14 protein-coding genes are annotated in these 15,139 nt (G+C 67.0%); 2 read left to right on the top strand and 12 right to left on the bottom strand.

The window, feature by feature from the left end:
- Positions 1–152: 152 nt before the first annotated feature.
- Positions 153–842, top strand: coding sequence for an FCD domain-containing protein (locus H0B43_RS35060; RefSeq protein ID WP_185723790.1), 690 nt, complete (start codon positions 153–155; stop codon positions 840–842).
- 405 nt (positions 843–1,247) lie between these two features.
- Here the strand turns inward: H0B43_RS35060 and H0B43_RS35055 are convergent, their stop codons facing one another.
- The 4 genes from H0B43_RS35055 to H0B43_RS35040 all read right to left on the bottom strand — a co-directional run bounded on the left by H0B43_RS35055 (position 1,248) and on the right by H0B43_RS35040 (position 5,416).
- Positions 1,248–2,222: an acyl-CoA dehydrogenase family protein gene (locus tag H0B43_RS35055; protein WP_185723791.1), complete on the bottom strand. Its 975-nt coding sequence runs from the start codon at positions 2,220–2,222 to the stop codon at positions 1,248–1,250.
- Positions 2,219–3,298 carry an acyl-CoA dehydrogenase family protein gene (locus H0B43_RS35050; protein ID WP_185723792.1) on the bottom strand — a complete coding sequence of 360 codons (1,080 nt, stop codon included), beginning with the start codon at positions 3,296–3,298 and terminating at the stop codon, positions 2,219–2,221. The genes H0B43_RS35055 and H0B43_RS35050 overlap by 4 nt, the downstream gene beginning before the upstream one ends.
- A 14-nt stretch (positions 3,299–3,312) precedes the next feature.
- Positions 3,313–4,107, bottom strand: a complete 795-nt coding sequence (locus H0B43_RS35045) for an enoyl-CoA hydratase/isomerase family protein (RefSeq protein WP_185723793.1) — start codon at positions 4,105–4,107, stop codon at positions 3,313–3,315.
- A gap of 61 nt (positions 4,108–4,168) precedes the next feature.
- Complete coding sequence (locus H0B43_RS35040; protein WP_312033616.1) at positions 4,169–5,416, bottom strand: CoA transferase; 1,248 nt, start codon at positions 5,414–5,416, stop codon at positions 4,169–4,171.
- Between the two features lie 71 nt (positions 5,417–5,487).
- On the opposite strand from H0B43_RS35040, the gene H0B43_RS35035 reads away from it, so the two are divergent.
- Positions 5,488–6,372, top strand: coding sequence for a LysR family transcriptional regulator (locus tag H0B43_RS35035; RefSeq protein WP_185723794.1), 885 nt, complete (start codon positions 5,488–5,490; stop codon positions 6,370–6,372).
- Positions 6,373–6,627: 255 nt separating this feature from the next.
- On the opposite strand, the gene H0B43_RS35030 is transcribed toward H0B43_RS35035, so the two are convergent.
- The 8 genes from H0B43_RS35030 to H0B43_RS34995 all read right to left on the bottom strand — a co-directional run bounded on the left by H0B43_RS35030 (position 6,628) and on the right by H0B43_RS34995 (position 15,137).
- Positions 6,628–7,368 (bottom strand): hypothetical protein, encoded by a 741-nt coding sequence (locus tag H0B43_RS35030; RefSeq protein ID WP_185723795.1) that lies wholly within the window; start codon positions 7,366–7,368, stop codon positions 6,628–6,630.
- A gap of 150 nt (positions 7,369–7,518) precedes the next feature.
- Positions 7,519–7,938: an ester cyclase gene (locus tag H0B43_RS35025; RefSeq protein WP_185723796.1), complete on the bottom strand. Its 420-nt coding sequence runs from the start codon at positions 7,936–7,938 to the stop codon at positions 7,519–7,521.
- A 262-nt stretch (positions 7,939–8,200) separates the two neighbouring features.
- A complete protein-coding gene (locus H0B43_RS35020) occupies positions 8,201–9,508 on the bottom strand; it encodes an NAD(P)/FAD-dependent oxidoreductase (RefSeq protein ID WP_185723797.1) in 1,308 nt (435 codons plus the stop codon).
- Positions 9,509–9,898: 390 nt separating this feature from the next.
- Positions 9,899–11,008, bottom strand: a complete 1,110-nt coding sequence (gene ald / locus H0B43_RS35015; protein ID WP_185950095.1) for an alanine dehydrogenase — start codon at positions 11,006–11,008, stop codon at positions 9,899–9,901.
- A gap of 351 nt (positions 11,009–11,359) precedes the next feature.
- Positions 11,360–12,607: an NAD(P)/FAD-dependent oxidoreductase gene (locus H0B43_RS35010; protein WP_185723798.1), complete on the bottom strand. Its 1,248-nt coding sequence runs from the start codon at positions 12,605–12,607 to the stop codon at positions 11,360–11,362.
- Positions 12,608–12,610: 3 nt separating this feature from the next.
- The gene (locus H0B43_RS35005) at positions 12,611–12,799 is read right to left on the bottom strand and encodes a ferredoxin (protein WP_185723799.1); all 189 of its coding nucleotides are present in this window, start codon (positions 12,797–12,799) and stop codon (positions 12,611–12,613) included.
- Positions 12,800–12,871: 72 nt separating this feature from the next.
- Complete coding sequence (locus H0B43_RS35000; protein ID WP_185723800.1) at positions 12,872–13,630, bottom strand: gamma-glutamyl-gamma-aminobutyrate hydrolase family protein; 759 nt, start codon at positions 13,628–13,630, stop codon at positions 12,872–12,874.
- 10 nt (positions 13,631–13,640) lie between these two features.
- Entirely contained in the window at positions 13,641–15,137 is a 1,497-nt protein-coding gene (locus H0B43_RS34995; protein ID WP_397517425.1) for an aldehyde dehydrogenase, read from the bottom strand.
- Positions 15,138–15,139 lie beyond the last annotated feature (2 nt).

The raw sequence follows: 15,139 nt of genomic DNA, 5'->3' as shown, positions 1-15,139 counted from the left end.
CAATCCTCGATAGGTGACACATTCGCGCTTTAGACCTATATGATGTGAAGATAATGGATATCAATGACTCGACGTCCGATTCCCGGACCCCCTCACCGGCGTCCCTGCTCGTCCGCAGCGTCATCCTCTCTCCGATCGCGGGTGACGGGCTGGTGGCGCAGACCGTTCGCCGGCTCGGCGAAGCCATTGGGCTGGGCATTTTCGATGTCGGAGCCCGACTTCCCTCCGAGTCGGAACTGGCCGAGCAGCTGGGGATCTCCGCGATGACATTGCGCGAAGCGCTCGCGGTCATGCGCGAAGCCGGTTATGTCGAGACCCGACGCGGGCGCCAGGGCGGTACCTACGTCAAAGAGCTGGCTCTCACGGTTCCCGAGCGCGAGGCGCAGAAGCGGATCGCGGCAATTACCGACGAATACATCGAAGACCTCACCGCCTATCGCATCGCCATCGGTGGGGAGAGCGCGGCACTCGCCGCCGAACGTGCGGCGCCCGAAGACCTTACCGAGATGCGGGAGCTCCTCGAGAGGATGGACGCCGCGGACGCGTTCGAGGAATTTCGCAAGTGCGACGCCGCCTTCCACGTCACCATCGCCTCCTGCACACGGTCGCACCGGCTTGCCCGGGCTGAGACGGAACTGCAGGCCGAGTTGAACCCGCTGATGGGGGCGTTCCGGGTGGGCCCGCAGGCCCGGCATACCACCAATGCCCAGCACCACGAGATCTTCGCGGCGATCGAAGCCGGAGACGGAGAGCTGGCGCGCCGCTTGATGGCTGAGCACATGACCAGCAGCGCGGCAGCAATTCTGGGATTTACCCGCGCCGCAGCAAGCGCGGGCAGCTGACGCGATCCGCGCGAGGCGCGAACAGACGATGCGGGTGCGCTCCCGCGTCCGGCCTCTCTCACTCCGCTCTGGTCGTTTGAATTCTGCGCGCCCAGGCCCGCGTGGGTAACGAAACGCACGCCTGGGCTTCGGGCCGACGTAGAACGCATCACCTGGTCACCGGACCGGCACGGGCTGTGCGGATGGCCGTGGGATTCTCGGCGCGAGAGCGAGATCGAGGTCTTGACGGAGTGCGCAGCAGACCCTCCCGAGACTGACGCGCCTCGATTGTTTCGGTGCGGCGAACCCGGCCTATCCCGTTCGGTCGAAATCCGCCGCGCCCGGCAGTTCCTCCTCCGCGCCGGCTCGCGGTAGTGACTCGCATCGGGCGGGAGCCGTACCGATGCGAGAACCATTCACTCGCGGTCAGAGCGGGTGCGCTGGTTCCGGCTGGCTCAGCGACCACAGGTCGACCTCGCAGGTGGGCAGGCGTTGCACCCCCCAGCTGCGGTGGTGCAGGCCCTCGTCCCGGTCGGCCCACAGCAGCAGGGTGTGGTGCCGGAGCGTGGCGTCCGCGGTCAAGCCGAGGGCACCGTGCAATTGATGTGTGTGTGCGGCGACGTCGGAGGCGACATCGCAGGCCAGCGCCCGGGCTGCAAGGGCAGCGAAACGAATCCGATCGGGGGATCCGGTGTGCAGGCGGCGGGCGAATTCGGCGATCGCCTCGTCGAGTTGCAGCTGCGCGATCGTCAGCCGGCCCAGTTCCTGGGCCACCGCGGGAAGCTTGATCAGGGGCCGGCCGAACTGCACCCGGCTGGAAACGTAGGCGCGGGCCTGCTCGATTGCACCGTGGGCTGCGCCCGCGATTTCCTCGACGAGCAGAAACTGGCCCAGCACACCGTCGGGTTGATCCCCGAGGTCCTCTGGGTGGTCGGCTCGGTGCACCGGACGGGCCGCGACGTCGCGGTCCACCGGTCCCTGCGCCGCCCGGCTCTGGGTGGTGCCGTCGGCACCGACGAAAGCGGACGCGATCGGATCCCAGACCCCGAACGAGTGCGCGCTGACAACGATTGACCCGGTGGCTATCGGTTGGGAGGCGAGGGCGCGCGCAACCAACGTCTGGCGGACGGGAAGGGCGGCGCCGGCGTGCGCGAGGGCGCGGGTGACGGCGGCGGCGGCGGTGATGAGTTCGACCGCCTGGGCCAAGCCCTCGAAGCTGGTGCAGTCGACGTCGTCGAGGATCGTGGTCCATCCCAATTCCTCGGCGACCTTCCATTGATCGTGGAAGTGTTCGGCGTCCGGGACGAGGCGGCCGGCGGCCGGGAGCTGCCAGGTGGCCACCACGTCGGCGACGGTCGCCGCGAGTTGTGCGGCTTCGTCGGTGAGAATCGTCGTGCTCATTGCATTTCCTTCGTGACGATGGACAGCATGACCGGGGCGGCGCCGCCGCGCAGACCCGACTTCGGGGACGCGATCACCGCCGCGTCGAACAGGGCCCGTACTCGCCCATCGCACCGGGACAACAGAGGTCGGACGAAGTCGAGCATGGCCAGTTCGAGCCGGTTGCCGAGGTATTTACTGGTGGCGGCCTGTGTCACCGGGCTGTGTCCTGCGTCCAAGGCGGTCGCGATGTCCCGCGAGAGGGAACGCAGGACCGTCAGCTGGGCAGTCAGCACGCGCAGCGCGGCGCGGTCGGTGTCGTCGAGGACATCGGCGTCGAGAACCGCGCCCAGCAGCGGGTACATCGACAGGAACCGTTCGGGGCCACCGCGTTCGAAGGCGAGCTGGGAGATGACCTGCTGCCAGCCGTGTCCCTCGGTGCCGATCAGCCACCGGTCGGGCACGCGTACCTCGTCGAAGACGACTTCGTTGAAGTGATGTCCTCCGTCCATGCCGATGATCGGTTGCACGTGCACCCCGGGCGCGGCGGTGTCGACCACGAATTCACTCAGGCCGGCGTGCCGGTCCTCACCCTTGGAGGTGCGGGCCAGGACGTAGAGGTAGTCGGCGAAGTGGGCGCCGCTCGTCCAGACCTTGCGACCGTGGATGACCCAGCCCTCATCGGTGCGGGTGGCCGTGGTGCGCACCGACGCCAGGTCGGAGCCGGCGTCCGGCTCGCTCATCCCGAGCGCGAAACTGATCTCGGCCCTGGCCAGGCGGGAACAGAATTCGTCCTGGAGTTCGCGGTTGCCGTGGCGGATCAGGGTTGGGCCGATCTGTCGTTCGCCCGCCCAGTGGTACGAAACCGGGGCGCCGGCCCGGAGCAGTTCCTCGGTGACCGCGAGCCGGGAGAGGTTCGATTCCGCGGCCCCGCCGAGGTCCTTCGGCCAGGTCAGCGCGAGTAGTCCCCGCCGCCCGAGTTCCCGACTGAATTCGGGGTCGGCCGAGCCGCCCCAGGCGTCGCACCGGGGTTCGTAGTCCCATTCGGCGCACAGTTCGCGCACCGCGACGCGCAGCGATTGTTCTCGTGTAGTCATCGTGTCCTGGCTTGTCATCGTCCCTCGAATACGGGGGTTCGTCGGGTGGTGTAGGCGTCGAGGGCCTCGATCGAATCGGCGGTGGTCATCGCCACCGCCTGGTGGGAGGCGATCAGGTCGAGTGCCGACCGCAGATCACCGGTATCGGATTGGCGTACCGCGCTTTTGATCATCTGAACCGCCACGGGCGGCTGTCCGGCGATCTGGGCGGCGAAGGCATCGAGCCGGGTGTCGAACTCGCCGTCGGTGCAGACTTCGTCGACGAGATTCCAATCGAGGGCCTGTTCGGCGGTCACGAACTCGCCGGTCCACAGCAACCGGAGCGCGCGGGAGCGGCCGATCAGCCGCGGCAGGTAGAAGCAGCCGCCGTCTCCGGGCACCAGACCGACGCGGATGTACCCCTCGGAGAACCGTGCCGTTGTCGAGGCGATCCGGTAGTCACACATCAAGGCCATATCCATCCCGGCGCCGACAGCGGGACCGCTGACACCGGCAATGAGCGGTTTGGTCAGATCGTCGACCGCACGTGCCACCTGGTGGACCGTGTCGGTCATCAGCCTGCGGTTGGTCAGAGGTGTGCGGTCGATCTCACCGATGTCGGTGAGATCGGCGCCGGCGCAGAAGGCCCCACCGGTCCCTCGGACCACGACCACCCGCACCCGCTCGTCCCGCTGGAACTCGCGCAGCGCCTGCGCCCAGTCCTCGAGCATGGCGACGGTGAAGGAATTCTTCTTCTCGGGCCGGTTGAGGATGATGCGCCCGATCTGGTTGTCGATGGTGACGAGAAGGTCACCTCCGGAAAGGGTCATGGCAGTTCGTCTCCATTCACGGTGGTGCGACCGGTCGGGGGTCGAGTGGCTGTGCGGGTGGTCATGCCCGGCTCCGCTGCCGATGGCCGAGGTCGTCGAGGATCGACTCGGTGTGCTGCCCCTGGGCCGGGCAGTGCCGGTGCAGTTGCGCCGGCGTCTCGGAGTACCGGACCGGGTGACCGATCAGCTGGTAGGGGCCCTCGGTGGGGTGTTCGGCGGTGGTGAGCAGACCGCCGTCCTGTGCGTAGCGGCTGGTCGCGCTCTCGGCAAGGTTGTAGACCGGATGCGCCGGGATGCTCGCGCGATCGCACATGCGCTGCCACTCTGTGGTGCTGAACTGTGCTGTCAGGGCCCGCATTCTGGCGTACAGCGCATCGGAATTCGCGACGCGGCCGGCCATGGTGGTGAACCGGGGATCGGTCGCCGCCTCGGGGTCTCCGGCAAGTTCGAAGAAGTCCCGCCAGTTCGCGTCGTTGTAGGGCAGGATGCACATCCACCCGTCGGCGGTGCGGCAGGCCTTGCGTTCACGGCTGAGGACCCGGCGGTAGCCGTACTCGCTGTCGTCGGCCGGGTCGAGTGTTGCTCCGGCGAGGTGTTCGACGAGGTTGAAGGCGATCATGGTGTCCGCCATCGGGATTTCGACGTGCTGTCCGCGCCCGGTACGGTCCCGGTAGTGCAGGGCTGCGAGGACCGATTGCACCATCATCAGACCGCACACCTTGTCGGCTACCACCGAGGGGATGAAGTTGGGTTGGCCTGAGACTTGCTCGTTGAGCCACACCAGGCCGGTGGCCGCCTGGATGATGTCGTCGTAGGCTGCGTTGTCGCGCATCGCGGAGTCGGACCGAAAACCTTGTGCGGTGGCGTACACCAGACGTGGATTGACCGCGGCAACGTCCTCCCAGCCGAGCGAGAGCCGCGCGAGGGCGCCGGGACGGACATTGGTGATGAACACATCCGCGGTCTCGAGTAACGCGAGCAGCGAATCTCGATCGGACGCATCCTTGAGATCGAGTGTGACACTTCGTTTGTTGCGGTTGAGATTAAGGGTCGGGCCGCCCATCCCCGGATGCCGCTTCGGGTCGAACTGCCGTGTCGGATCACCGGCGGGAGCCTCGACCTTGATCACATCCGCACCGAGATCCCCGAACTGCTGACCGGCGTAGGGGCCCATGATGACCGTGGCCAATTCGATGACGCGGAGTCCTTCCAGGGGACCACCGACCGCAACGGGATGGGGGGATGGTTCCCGCCCGCCAGGGGGGAGGGATGTGCTCGAACCGATCAAAATGGGGTTGTCGTGCTTCACACCACAATGAAAACCCCAAATGGTCGTCGATAGCCAATACTAATTGTGGCATCATTAATATGATGGAGGATATGGATTTTTCGCGACGGCTGCTCGAGCAGTTCGTCGTGGTCGCCGAAGAGCGTCACTTCACCCGCGCGGCCGAGCGACTGTCGATGAGTCAGCCGCCCCTCACTCAGGCGATCAAACGTCTCGAAAAGACCATCGGTGTTCCGCTGCTGGAACGAAGCACCCGCCAGGTGCAACTCACCCCCGCGGGGAAGGCTTTCGCTCTCGATGCACGACACCTGCTGGACGCGCAGAGTTCCGCCACCGAACGTGCCAGGCGGATCGCAAGAGGAGCGGAAGGGACGCTGCGCCTCGGATTCGTCAGCGGGGCTTCCTACGTCTCGGTTCCCCGCCTGGTCGGCATGGTCCACAACAACTTGCCCGGCCTCCGCATCCACCTCTATCAACGCACCTCCGCCGAACTCGCCGACATGGTGCGCAGTCGGCGGCTGGACCTCGCGATGGTCCGCGCTCCCCTGCCCGACCCCGACCATCTCGATATCCGGCTCCTGCACGACGAACCGTTGGTGTGCGCACTTCCCGCCGAGCACGATCTCGCATCCCGGGCCGACTTCGCTCTGGCCGACCTGCGGCATCAGGATTTCGCGCTGCCCTCCGCGACCGCGTTGCCCGGGCTCAGCCAGTTGATCTACTCCGGTTGCCGTGCCGGAGGTTTCGAGCCCAGAGACGGTGGTCGAGCCGACAGTCTGATGGGAATGCTGGGCCTGGTCGCCGCCGCCCACTGCGTGTGCCTGGTTCCACGGGAGATCTGCGACGGAACCGTTCCCGGGATCACCTACCGGCCTCTCGGCGACGCCCCGCGCCTGCAAACACTCGTGATCGCCAGCGCGGCACGCAACGACCCCCTGGTCGACCGCGTGATGGCGCTCGTCGGGCACCCTGCGTAGCACCTGACGAGCGAGCACCGTCTCGCGTACGCGGCGTACGAAACCTCGGCATCGAGCGCACCGGGGAGCTGCGACGTCTTTGCCGCAGTGGCGCAGCGCATCGCCATCACGGCGCCGTGCGACCCCTGTCGAGTGCGGTCACGATCTGATCCGCCTACTTCGACCACCGACACCCGGCATGACCGGCTCCCCGAGGGTGTCGATGGCTGGCCGAGGCCGACGCCGCTTCGTGAAGGCGCCTGAAGTGATGTGTCGTCAGCCTGCCAAGGGTTCGGAGGCGGGGGCGTTGATGGCGTCGTAGAACTGGAGTGCGCTTGCAACGGCGACCGGCCCGCCCACGATGATGGTTCCGGCGACGGCCCCGATTGCACCTGCGGCGGCCCCGGTAACCAGGCATCCGCCGAGAAAGCCGGGGACCGCGAGGGTACCGATTGTCGGGACGGCGACGGCGGATCCGACCAGTGCTCCGCCGGCGATGCATCCGATCCCGGCACCGATCGCCGTTCCGATCAGACTGCCCATACCCACGCCGAGCGCGACTTCGGTACCGAAGTTGATGAGGGCAGCGCTGAACTCCGGCGACTGAACATCCAAGGCGGTCGGCTGCAGTGGGAGCGCTGCATCCTCGAGCGGTGTGGCGGTGGCGGGTTCGGTGCTGGGTGTGAGTGTGGCGCTCCTACCGTCGACCTGTGCGGCGACCGGCCATTCTTTCCCATCCCGGTAGTAGGTCAGCGGGAAGCCGGCCACCAGGTTCCCAGCGTCATCGAGTACCTGAAACTGGTTGCCTTGGGTGGTCAGTGAGCCGGCATCGGTCGTCAGGACGACGGACTTGTCGATGACGCTCGCGGTGTAGTGAATGCCGGGGAGTATCTCCGTTTCGAGGGCTGACGCATGGTGCAGATCGGATTGTTGCGGTGCGGCACTGGCGGTACTGGTAGCGGTGATCGCTGCCGTGATGGCAAAGGCTGTCACCGCAATGAGGCGTGTCATCATCATTGGGTTCTCCATTGTGAAGGGGTGGGGAGTGGGGCGTTCGAGTGTGGGTTGCGGGGGTGGTGCCGCCGCGGACGTGGGGCCGGGTGCGCGGCGGTGAATACAGCAACGGCGCCCTGAGGGGTCCCCGGGCGCCGTTGTGTGTTGTTCTGGTCAGTTGTCGAAGACTCCGAGCTGACGAAGCAGCGTCCCCGAGTCCCAGTACGAGCGCTCCTCGCGCAACTGTCCGTCGGGTTTGCAGGTGAGCAGGTTGACCCCGCGTACCTCGATGCGGTTACCGGTCGGGGCGATTCCGTCGAGTTCCCCGGTATGCACTCCGGTTACGGTCCATTCGACGGTGGCGGTCTCACCATCATCGGCGATGACGTCACTCTGAAATTCCATCGAGGAGAAGGCGTTCGTGAACGCGCTGAGGGCTTCTGCGATCGCGGCTCGGCCGGTGACCGGCCCGGGTGAGGTCATGTCGTGCAGGACGCCGTCCTCCGCGAAATGAGCGGCAATTGCCTCATGGGGCCGCTCAGCCGTCCATGCCTTATCCATGTCCTTGACGAAGTTGTACAAGCCGGGGCGCACTGGGATTCCCTTCTGCGCCCTGGATGTGCCGGGTTCGATGCACGGCACATCCAGGGCAGAATAGTGGTCGAATATGGGGTCGGATGTGATCGATGGGCGGCCCTGCTCGGGCCGCCGGCGGAACCGTCCCCCGGGTCAGGATTGCCGGGCCCGGCGATCCGTACCGCTGCGCCGGGTTGGTGGCAGTGGTGATCGACGAGTTCGGCCCTGCGGGCGTCCGCGACGGTCGCGGACGGGTCGCGCCGGTAGAGATGGGCGGCTCTCAAGCCTGCGGGTCGCCGGCCGCCTGATCGCGCACCACATTCCGGGCCGCGAGTGCGCCGCTTTCGAGTGCACCCTCGATCCACCCGACGAACGTCGGGGCGATATCGCTTCCGGCGAAGTAGACACGGCCGTGCGGCTTCTGAATGTCCGGAACCGCCGACGACAACTGCCCGGGACGCATCATCATCCAGGTGCCCTGTGAGAATTCGTCGTCCACCCAGTCGTGCCCATCGGTGTCCACGACCTCGAGGTCCGGCACGTACGCACGCAAGGCCTCCTGCACCGCGTCCTTGTCATCGGCGTCGATCGCCGTAGCGTCGGGACAGAAGCACACGATCAAGCTGTCACCGTCGAGTCGGTATTCGGTCATGGCGATGGTGATGGGGTTGGCTCCCAGCGGGGCGTAGGCGGTGAACGCCTCGATCTCGCCCTTGACCCGGACCCACATCTTGCGGTTGCGCATCGGATGACCCTCGTCGGAGAGACGCTGGCTGCCCTCGCTCAGCGCGGGCGAGAACTCGATCGTGTTGAGGGCGTTGACCGGGACGGCCACGACGGCAGCCTTGGCGCGGATCGTGTCCCCTGATCGGGTGGTGACGACCACTTCCTCGCCTTCGTTCGTGATCGCCGACACCGGAGTGGACAGCCGAATATCAGCCGACGAGTCGGCCGCGATCGCCTCGATCAGGCTCTTGGTTCCGGTCGCGATACGCCAGTAGGCGCCCGACTCCCACAAGGCCCGCCAATCACCGAAGTACAGTGCAGCCCAACGGAGCAGCTGCGCCACCGCCTGCTGGTCGGGCGCGGCCACCGTGTAGGAGAGGATGCCGTCGAGCATGTCGCGTTCGGCGGGGTCGAGATCGAGTCGCTTCATCCGGTCGGCGAAGGTCTCCAGGTCGATCTCCCCGATGTCCGTGGCGTGGACGTCGTAGGGAAACGGGAAGTGCTCGCGGGCGTCTTCGACGAACTTCTCCATGCCGGGGCCGGCGAGGGCGTCGAACTCCGCCTCGGTGCCCGAGTGCAGTGCACCGTCTGCGAGCCAGTGGACGCGCTCGATCGGCTCGGGCGTCGACAGTTCGAGACCGTGCCGCTGCATCTCCCGCCACAGGTTCGGCTGTGTCCAATGCACGTAGGCGCCACCGAGTTCCACCGGTCGCCCGATTTTGTCATCGGTGTAGGTACGGCCACCGATGCGGTCGCGTCCCTCGAGGACGACGACCGACTTCCCCTCTGCGGTCAGGTCTCGGGCGGCGGTGATGCCGGCGAACCCGGCCCCCACGACGACTACGTCAAATACTTCGTTCATCGAGACTTTCTCCTTCATCAACTATGAGCGCCATCACAACCTAACATCTCATAACTTCATATACTAGAGGTTGTAGTCTTATTCTTAAGGTGGTCATGAGTCGACGACTCCGTGGGCCTTCGAGATGCGGGAAAGGGTGACTCGGCCCCCCTCTGGGACGCAGGATCACCCGGTTCTCAGCTGTAGCGGTCCGTGACGCTTGGTGGTGGCCGCGCCGTCCTCGACGGATACGCCCGGGGCGCCGCCACCGCGGTTTCCTGTGATGAGAATGCAAGAAGGGGCCGCCGAACAATTCGCTCGAACGTTCGCCCCACTCGTTCAGGGGGCGGTCCGTTGGATGAGATCGTTCGGCGGCCGGTGGACAGCCTTCGGATGAGGAGTGTGCGTTGCTCAGACAGCGACGGCGTGCGCCGGTTCGAGTCCGTGCGCTTCCGCGACCGGGGTGTACGTCACCTGCCCGGCGTGCGTGTTCAGGCCCCGCGCCAGCGCCTGGTCCTCGTTCAGCGCCTGCTCCCACCCCTTGTTCGCCAGGGCGAGGGCGTAGGGCAGCGTGACGTTGGTCAGCGCATACGTGGAGGTATGGGGCACGGCGCCGGGCATATTCGCCACGCAGTAGAAGATCGAGTCGTGCACCTTGTACGTCGGCTGGGCGTGGGTGGTGGGGCGCGAGTCCTCGAAGCATCCACCCTGATCGATGGAGATGTCCACCAGCACCGAGCCGGGCTTCATCCGGCTGACCAGTTCGTTGGAGATCAACGTCGGGGCCTTGGCACCGGGAACCAGTACCGCCCCGATCACCAGGTCGGCGTCGAGGACCGCACGCTCGATCGCATAGGCGTTGGAGGCGACGGTGCGCAGCCGCCCCTGGTAGATGCGGTCCGCCGCGCGCAGGGTGTCGACATTGCGGTCCAGGAGCCAGACCTCCGCCTGCAGGCCCAGTGCGATCGCCGCGGCGTTCATCCCCGAGACACCGGCCCCGATCACGACGACCTTGGCGGCCTGGACGCCGGGCACCCCGCCGAGAAGGACGCCGCGCCCGCCACCGGCCCGCAGCAGGTGGTGGGCACCGGCTTGCGGCGCCAGGCGGCCGGCGACCTCACTCATCGGTGCCAGCAGCGGCAGGGCCCCGGTCGGGGTCTGCACCGTTTCGTAGGCGATGCCGGTCACCCGACGTTTCTGCAGCTCGTCGGTCAGTGCCTTGTCTGCGGCCAGATGGAGGTAGGTGAACAGGACCTGCCCCTCGCGCATCCGGTGATATTCGGGTGCGATGGGTTCTTTGACCTTCAGGATCAGGTCACCGGTCGCCCAGATGTCGTCCGCCGAGGAGAGGATCTTCGCGCCGGCGGCGAGATACTCCTCGTCCGGGATCGACGATCCCGCCCCGGCTGCCTCCTCGACGAACACCTCGTGCCCGTGTGACACGAGCTCGTGCACACCGGCCGGGGTGATGGCCACGCGGTACTCGTGGTTCTTGATTTCCTTGGGAATGCCGACCTTCACAGGACCCTCACTTCAGTGGTTCTCGGTTGTAGAAACGGGTGGTGATGCACGTGCGCGTGGATACCTCGGCGACTGGAAGGCATTCACCGAGGGAAAACGCCGCGGGTTCGCCCCTGGTGACGTCCACGCCGGCGGTGTCCAGTCCGGAAACGCAGTCCGAGTCGCGCTCCGGTGAGCTGACGCGCCCCGGTCGTCCGGGCTGGCGGCCATCGGGCCTGCGCGGCGGTGGGGTTTCACCGGCTCACATTTGAGATGACAACCCCGGCCGGCGCGGTCATCGAGTGACAGCGGGCCGACACCGGACATATCGCGTAGTCGCCGGTCGCCATGGATCTTCGGTGGGCGCGGGGGTCAGCCCACGCCCTCGAGAAGGGTTTTGTGCCGCAGCCGTTGCGCAGGCGTGCCTCCGGCGATGACGACGCCGGTCATCGTGGATTGCCGGAAGTAGCCGACCACGACCCCCTCCGAGACCCATCCCGGGGCAAAGCCGCCCTCGAGGACCTCGATGCGGTCAGCGTGCTCCGTGCGGCCGAATCCCTGGATCCTGACATCGAATTGGTCACTCCAGAAGGACGGCAGCGGCGCGAAGGGTGCCGGATCCCGGTCACCATTTTCGGCGGTGCTCAGCCCGCGGATCAGGGTAGTGGCCGCGCGGTGCGCGGTGTCGGCCGGAATGCACCAGTGTTCGACACGGCGCGGGGTGCTGCCGAACCTCGGGTTCGGGAACCGTGCCACATCCCCGACCGCCACCACATTCTCGCGGGCCTCGACCCGCATCATGTTGTCGCAGAGGACGCCGTCGGACAGGTCCAGGCCGTTGCCGGCAAGCCATTCGACGTTGGGGTTCGACCCGACCGCCTCGACCAGGACGTCGGCTTCGAGTTCGGTTCCGTCGTCGAGTACGACGGCACCGAGCGTCGCGGGATCCGATGCCCGCCCGGCCAGGGTCGAGACCGATCTACCCAGCCGGAAGCTCACGCCCTTGTCTTCGTGGAAGGTTTGCACGGTGCGGGCGAGCTCGGCGCCGAGGGGGCGCAGCATCGGCGCGGCGAACGGTTCGACGACGGTGACCTGGCATCCGAGCCGGCACGCACTGGCCGCGACCTCGCATCCGATGAAGCCGCCACCGACGACGACCACGGCGGTTCCCGGGGTCAGTTGACCGCGCAAGGCGATCGCATCGTCGAGGGTACGGAGTGCGTGACGGTGACGGTCGAAACCTGCGATCGGCAACCGGCGGGGCCGCAGACCGGTCGCGATGACCAGACCGTCGTAGGCCAACTCCCGTCCGTCGACGGTCAGCAGACTTCGATCCGACAACGCGGCACTGGCGACCTGAGTGTCCAGAACGAAGGACACGTCCTCAACCTGTGCACGGCGCCGCAGGGCGACACCCGGGTAGTCGACGAGCTCGGCTGCCGTGAGCGCGCTGATATCGGGGGACACCAGGACGTTCTTCGACAGCGGCGGACGGTTGTAGGGAAGATGAGCCTCCGCGCCGACGACCGTCAGTGCACCCGACCAGCCGTTCACACGCAGCTGTTCAGCGGCGCGGAGCCCGCCGAGAGACCCGCCGACGACGACGATCTGGGATGCCATGGGTCAGTCGGCTATACGGATCGCCTGGACGGGGCATACGTCCGCGGCTTCCTCGACGGACGCACGGAGCGACTCGTCCGGCGAGGGCTCCCAGACCAGCTTCCCGTCCTCGGCGAACTCGAACACCTGGGGAGCGCTGAAGATGCACTGTCCGTGGTCCGCGCATACCGCGGTGTCTACGGTGACTTTCATTGTGGGCCTCACTTTGCGGGTGGTCAATGCGTTGCTGTGATTGATTCGGTCTTTGTCGTGTGGCCGGAGCCGTCAGCGGCCGGGGCGGCTGTGGGATGCCCGTTCCTCGACGCGGTCAAGGAACGCCCTGAACAGTGGGGTCGTCGGGTCCTGCTCGGGATGCCACAACACGCCGAGCGCGAACGTATGCCCGGGCGACTCGATCGCTTCGATCACCCCCTCCGGGACCGAGCGCGCACTGACCGTCAGCCCGTCGCCGAGCCGTCCGACGCCCTGGTGGTGCGCGGAGTACACGGTCGCGGTGTCGGACTGGTACGCCCACGCGGCGACCGTCTCCGGGACGAGGGAGACCTCGTGCTTGCCGAACACGCCGTCGTGGGCCGCGTGATCGTCGTGGGTGAGCGAGTCGGGCAGGTGCTGGTCCAGCGTTCCCCCGCAGGCGATGTTGAGCATCTGCATCCCTCGACAGATGCCGAGGATCGGGACGTCGAGTTCGAGGGCACGCCGGGCCACCGCGAGTTCGACCCGATCGCGAGCGAGGTCGGGCTCGGCTGTGGCGCTATGGGGGGTCTGGTCGTAGGTCGCCGGGCCGATGTCCCGGCCACCGGCCAGGATGACGGCGTCGACGAGATCGAGTACCTGGTCGGGATTTTCGGCCAACTCGTCGCCGGCGGGGAACAGGAGCGGGAGCGCCCCGGTGCGGCGGACGGCTTCGACATAGGTGGTCGGCAGCATCGCGGTGGGGATGTTCGTCCACATACCGAAATCCCCGTGTTCGACGCCGACGACGATGCCGACCTTCACACGCTTCGAGGTGTTCGAGGAGTGCATTGGGGTCACCTCAGCCGATCGTGAAGGGATCGCGGGTGGCGCCGGTCAACTCGACCCAGACCGCTTTGGTTTCGGTGTATTCGAGAACTGCCTCGGGTCCGTTCTCCCGTCCCCACCCGCTCATCTTGAATCCGCCGAACGGCACGCCGGGTCCGGCCACGCGGTAGGCGTTGATCCACACAGTGCCGGCGACAACCGCGGCGGCGACGCGGTGTGCGCGCTGCAGGTCACGGGTCCACACTCCGGCGGCGAGCCCGTACCTGGTGCCGTTGGCCAGCTCGAGCGCTTCTTCCTCGGTCGAGAATCGCGTCACGGCAAGCACAGGACCGAAGACCTCCTCCTGGGCGATGGCCATGTCCGGCCGGACGTCGGTGAGGACGGTGGGCTCGACGAACAGTCCGCCGAGGCCGGTCGGTTGACCACCACCGGTGGCGACGGTGGCGCCGTCGGCGACCGCCTTCTCGATCCTCCCGAGCACCGAGGCAAGTTGGGTCTCGTTCGCGACGGGTCCCATCTCGGTGGCCGGATCGGTCGGATCTCCCAGCACGATGGTTTTCGCCCGGCGCACGATCAGCTCGACCAGCTCGTGGTGGACGGACTCGTGGACCAGGAGGCGTGAGCCGGCGAGGCAGGTCTGCCCGGTGGCCGCGAAGATGCCGGCGATGACACCGTTGGCGGCGGCTTCCAGGTCCGCGTCGGGGAAGACCAGTTGGGCGGATTTGCCGCCGAGTTCGAGCAGCACCCGGGTCATGTTCTGTAGGGCCGCGCGGCCGACCTCGATACCGACCGTGGTGGATCCGGTGAACGCGATCTTGTCGATGCCGGGGTGGCTGGCGAGTGCCTTGCCGACCTCTGGGCCGGTGCCGGTCAGGACGTTGAAAACGCCTGGGGGGAAGCCCGCCTCGTCGATGCGCTGGGCGAATTCGAGGGTGGAGGCCGGGGTGTAATCGGAGGGTTTGACGACGAGGGTGCAACCGGCGGCGAGGGCGGGCGCGAGTTTCCACGCCAGCAGCATCAGGGGTGAGTTCCAGGGCAGGATTGCACCGACCACGCCGACCGGTTCACGCCGGGTGTAGATGAAGAAGTTCGGGCGATCCGACGGCAGGGTGTCGCCGCCGAGCGTCTCGGCGATGCCGGCGTAGTACCGGTACCACTGCGGGAGGTAGGCCATCTGTCCGGTCATCTCGCGCAGGAGTTTCCCGTTGTCCGTGGTCTCGACGGCTCCGAGTTCGGCGGCGTCCCGCTCGAGGAGGTCCGCGAGTCTGCGCAGCAGTCGTGCTCGTTCGGCGCCGGTTGCGGTCGACCACGGCCCGGTCGTCAGTGCCGTGCGGGCGGCGGCCACGGCGCGGTCGACGTCGGCGGCGGTGGCGTCGGGGGCCGTCGACCAGGGCTCCTGGGTGTAGGGGTTGACGGTGGCGTAGGTGGCGCCAGAGTCGGCCTCGACCCAGTGCCCGTCGACGTACATCTGGTACGCGGGCAGACCGGTGGTGTGAATCGGGCTGGTCATCA

It is taken from the genome of Rhodococcus sp. 4CII (genome assembly GCF_014256275.1).
GTDB lineage: Bacteria > Actinomycetota > Actinomycetes > Mycobacteriales > Mycobacteriaceae > Rhodococcus_F > Rhodococcus_F wratislaviensis_A.
Note: the sequence above shows the minus strand (reverse complement) of the source record. Positions and strands in the feature narration are given on the sequence as shown.

Excerpts from the sequence above, each read along its gene's own strand:
- H0B43_RS35055 (WP_185723791.1), bottom strand. The coding sequence starts at position 2,222 with ATGAGCACGACGATTCTCACCGACGAAGCCGCACAACTCGCGGCGACC.
- H0B43_RS35050 (WP_185723792.1), bottom strand. The coding sequence starts at position 3,298 with ATGACTACACGAGAACAATCGCTGCGCGTCGCGGTGCGCGAACTGTGC.
- H0B43_RS35045 (WP_185723793.1), bottom strand. The coding sequence starts at position 4,107 with ATGACCCTTTCCGGAGGTGACCTTCTCGTCACCATCGACAACCAGATC.
- H0B43_RS35035 (WP_185723794.1), top strand. The coding sequence starts at position 5,488 with ATGGATTTTTCGCGACGGCTGCTCGAGCAGTTCGTCGTGGTCGCCGAA.
- H0B43_RS35030 (WP_185723795.1), bottom strand. The coding sequence starts at position 7,368 with ATGATGATGACACGCCTCATTGCGGTGACAGCCTTTGCCATCACGGCA.
- H0B43_RS35020 (WP_185723797.1), bottom strand. The coding sequence starts at position 9,508 with ATGAACGAAGTATTTGACGTAGTCGTCGTGGGGGCCGGGTTCGCCGGC.
- H0B43_RS35010 (WP_185723798.1), bottom strand. The coding sequence starts at position 12,607 with ATGGCATCCCAGATCGTCGTCGTCGGCGGGTCTCTCGGCGGGCTCCGC.
- H0B43_RS35005 (WP_185723799.1), bottom strand. The coding sequence starts at position 12,799 with ATGAAAGTCACCGTAGACACCGCGGTATGCGCGGACCACGGACAGTGC.
- H0B43_RS35000 (WP_185723800.1), bottom strand. The coding sequence starts at position 13,630 with ATGCACTCCTCGAACACCTCGAAGCGTGTGAAGGTCGGCATCGTCGTC.
- H0B43_RS34995 (WP_397517425.1), bottom strand. The coding sequence starts at position 15,137 with ATGACCAGCCCGATTCACACCACCGGTCTGCCCGCGTACCAGATGTAC.